This window comes from Deltaproteobacteria bacterium (assembly GCA_019308995.1).
In the GTDB taxonomy this organism is placed as follows: Bacteria; Desulfobacterota; Desulfarculia; order Adiutricales; family JAFDHD01; genus JAFDHD01.
In genome coordinates this window covers 1-3,704 of the sequence record JAFDHD010000186.1, presented here as the reverse complement: position 1 = coordinate 3,704, position 3,704 = coordinate 1, and the positions used below count along the sequence as shown (strand labels likewise).

The window sequence follows — 3,704 nt, the reverse complement described above, 5'->3', positions numbered from 1 at the left end:
TCAACAGATATGGTGTGCAGGTGGTAGCCGTCAAGGAAATCGTTCCAGACCGTTTAAATCTCATCCCCACGGCCAATTTCCTAGTGAAAGACAGTGATATCTTATTACTGTTGGGCCCGAACGAGTCTCTGGATAAACTTCGCATGAAGGAAAGTTAAAGCATAAGACCTCAATAAAAAAGTGTTTCGCTTCATTTTTTCAATTATTGTCTTATCCTTGTCCTTGTATTTTTTTTCAGGGCAGGCCCTGCCAGCGAGCGGAAAATGGCAAGACCAAATCCAAACCCTGGCCGGGGAGGGCGCAGTACTGGTGGCGGATGCCAAAGGCCAACCTCACTTTGCCTTAAATCCTGACAAGCCCCTGATCCCGGCCTCAATCCTCAAGATCGTTACTTCAGCCGCTGCCTTGAACTTCCTGGGTCCGGATTACCGTTTCATCACTGAGTTCAGACTCAGTCCTGATAACGATCTTTACGTCGTGGGCCGAGGCGACCCTTATCTGGTTTCTGAAGAATTGGCCTTAATCGCGGAAAGGCTCAAATCCAAGGGCCTGAAAAGCATCAGGCATATCTTTCTGGATAATACCTATTTTTCTCCCGGACTGATCCTGCATGGCACCAGCCGCAGCCTCAACCCATACGATGCTTACAATGGGGCCTTGTGTGTAAACTTCAACACCATTTTTGTTCGGATTGATAAGCTCGGGCACGTCTCTTCAGCCGAACCGCAAACCCCTTTGACCGATTTCGCTCGAAAGATCGCCCTTAAAAGCGGCCTCAAAGGCAAGGTACGCCTGAACCTGTCAGACAATCCTGAGATTGTCCCGCTGTACACCGGCCACCTCCTGAAGGCTTTCCTGAAAAAGGCCGATCTAAAAGTCCGGGGCCGGGTGAGCCGTTCTGCAATAGATTCGACTACCGTCCCTCTCTTTTACAAGCATCGTTCCCGAAAATTGTTAACCTGGCTGGTGAAGACAATGCTCAAATATTCAAATAACTTCATGGCCAATCAGATCTTCTTGACAATGGGCGCGGAACGGTATGGCCCACCCGCTGATGTGCACAAATCCCGCCAATTAATATCTAAATACCTGACGGCCATTGGCCTGCCTTTGCTGCACATCGAGGAAGGCTCCGGCCTTTCTCGCCGCACCAGGATCACTGCCGCTCAGATGATCACGGTTCTTAACCGCTTCCGTCCGTACCGCTCACTGCTTCAGTTTGAACAAGGGGTTTGGTTTAAGACCGGAACCTTGAAGGATGTCAAGTCTATGGCCGGGTATCTGTCCCGCGAAAAGAGGGAGCCTCTGGCCTTTGTAATCATCCTCGAGGGGAAGGCCCTTAAGCCGCGTCTTCGCCAGAAAATCTTGACTCTACTTAAGGAAAATCTGATTTAATTCTCTATTTAGAACTTACTTGATTTCTCAGGGAACCCTTGAGCGCTTTCTTAGGTATAACTTATTGATATTTATATATAAATTTATTATTTTTTTTAAAAACGCAAAAAAGATTTAAGTTTTTTCCTGTTTAGGCCGATAAAAAAACCAACGGGGGAGAATGCCTTGAGTAAGGCATTTTGTATTTTTTTTCAGTCTGAAGCCGATGTCAGTTGTGCAGCGTTATCAGACCCAGCGCAAGTTGTGGGTACCTGGTCTTAAATGGTTTTGGCCGGTCAATTGGAGGCAGAGGATGTCTTCTGTCATTAACAGCATTCAAATTCCTCAACTGGTCATCTCCTCGTGGCTGGCTGAAAATCGTGATAAAAAGATTTTCATGACTCCAGCCAAGACCGATCTGGCTACGGTCCTGCGCTACCGACCGGGTCAGACCTCAAGTCAGAAAATCCAGAAAATGAGACAGGGGGTGGTGTTTCAGGATTTTTTATCCAATATTCATGAGCTTTTAGCTGAGATCAAACTTTTTGGCATCCCTGATCGCGTCAGCCTTACCGAATCCCGGGCGGCTATATCAAGTGCCCCGGATGAGATTATGGCCGTGGCCTTTGATCGGGCTCCGATTGGACTTCACCACGTCGAGATTCAGAATCTAGCTTATCCCCAGACCAATATCAGCGACAAATTGATTACCACCGCTGCCGTTTCACTTGACGCCGGGGATTATATCTTTGACCTTACAGTAGGTGAGGACGCGAGTTCTGTGGAGGTGAGGGTGGTCAAGACCGGATATGGTGCGGACACAAACCTTGATCTTTTGTCAAAAGTCGGTCGAGAGATCATAACCGCAGATGACCGTCTGGAGGTCTTCCTCACCGTAACCACAGAGCCTGATACGGATAATGTTCTCCAGGATTGGGTCACCTTGACTGTTCGCGCCAGGCAGACCGGGCAGGCGATCACGTTTTATTTAAGCGACACATCCGGCGATCTTGTCGAGACACTCCAGCTCAACCGGCAGGTGCCTTCGGCCTGGCAGGCGAGGGTTTTCTATGACCACCGGTCTTACGATTCAGACTTCAACGAACTGGAAATTGATAAAGACAGCATCGTTTTAAAATTGTTTAAACCAACGAAGTCAACTGTAAATATTGAGGTTGAAAAAAGTCTTGAGGCCGTGCCAGAGCAAAGCCAGAGCCTGGTGGAACGATTCAATGAGCTTATTCAATTCTTAAAAGATCACAAGAAAGATATCAGGCCGATTATACTAAACGAGCTCATGAGCGAGGAGGCCGCTTCTCTTTCGAGTCTGAAGCAAATTGGCCTGAAAGCTCTGAGCGATGGACGATTGGGTCTGACGAACAGGTTCTATGAAGCCTTGGCCGCTGAACCGGAGCGAGTTCGCCAGACACTGATCGGTCCGGATGGGTTTTTCACCGGCCTAGGAGCGGTTCTGGAGGGTGTTCTTGGTCGTGATATCCGGCATTATGCTCAGCCAATCGAGGTAGTTTCTTACTGCCAGTTGGCGACCGCCAGGTCTCTCCTTGAGGAGAAAGGTCTCTTTAGCCGTTTGTCTATGATAGTTTGACATTAAAACCAAAAAGGGTACAGTGATGAAAGTGAATGTTAATTTAACGGTAATCACGGGCCAGAAGCAAGCCTCACCTCAAAAGGCAGTCCGTCCGCCGAACAGAGATCCTGATGTCTCTTCTGCCAGACCCAAGGCTGTTCCAAAGAATATAGTCGAGGTTGTTTCATTAGAGAACCGCCGGGCAGTGTCTGAGATGCCTCGCAGTCAAGATGAGGTTGAGCGGCTTCTTCAGCAGGCTAAGGTCAGCTTAAGCCGGATGACCAAAGATGAGTTGAGAAAATTGCACCGGCTGGAAGGCCTGGTTCAGGTCTTCCTGACCTAACTTACGCAAGAAAAACCGGCTAAAGCTGAGTTGGGTCCGGTAAACATTAAGGAAGGAGCAGGAAATGATTGATACTTTGGCTATAAACCCGAATAATAACGCATCAGAGGCCGCGCAGCGTGAAGAGGAGATCCAGCAGGCCCGAGCAAACAGACAGGAGGAGGCGGCGCGCGCCGAGGCCGAACGGGAGGAAGCGGCTCAAGAAAGGCAGAGGCAGCAGGAGCAGATCGAAAATTTAAGAAAAGAGGAAGAGCAGGGAACCGTCATCAGTGAAGTTGTTTAAGTTGAGTTAGTTTCGACTTGAGTTGACAGCAGGCCTAAAAAAGGGTCAAGTGTCCTCTTAGTAAAGAAAGACAAAAAAGGAGATGGTATGAATGATTAATCTGAGGCGGTATTATC

Annotated in this window: 4 protein-coding genes; all 4 read left to right on the top strand. The window is 48.4% G+C overall.

The features are described from left to right. Positions 1 to 309 precede the first annotated feature (309 nt). A complete protein-coding gene (locus tag JRI95_16605) occupies positions 310 to 1,395 on the top strand; it encodes a D-alanyl-D-alanine carboxypeptidase (GenBank protein ID MBW2063165.1) in 1,086 nt (361 codons plus the stop codon). A gap of 292 nt (positions 1,396 to 1,687) precedes the next feature. Beyond that, positions 1,688 to 2,980: a hypothetical protein gene (locus JRI95_16600; protein MBW2063164.1), complete on the top strand. Its 1,293-nt coding sequence runs from the start codon at positions 1,688 to 1,690 to the stop codon at positions 2,978 to 2,980. Between the two features lie 25 nt (positions 2,981 to 3,005). Beyond that, entirely contained in the window at positions 3,006 to 3,305 is a 300-nt protein-coding gene (locus JRI95_16595) for a hypothetical protein (GenBank protein MBW2063163.1), read from the top strand. A gap of 64 nt (positions 3,306 to 3,369) precedes the next feature. Continuing rightward, the gene (locus tag JRI95_16590) at positions 3,370 to 3,588 is read left to right on the top strand and encodes a hypothetical protein (GenBank protein ID MBW2063162.1); all 219 of its coding nucleotides are present in this window, start codon (positions 3,370 to 3,372) and stop codon (positions 3,586 to 3,588) included. Positions 3,589 to 3,704 lie beyond the last annotated feature (116 nt).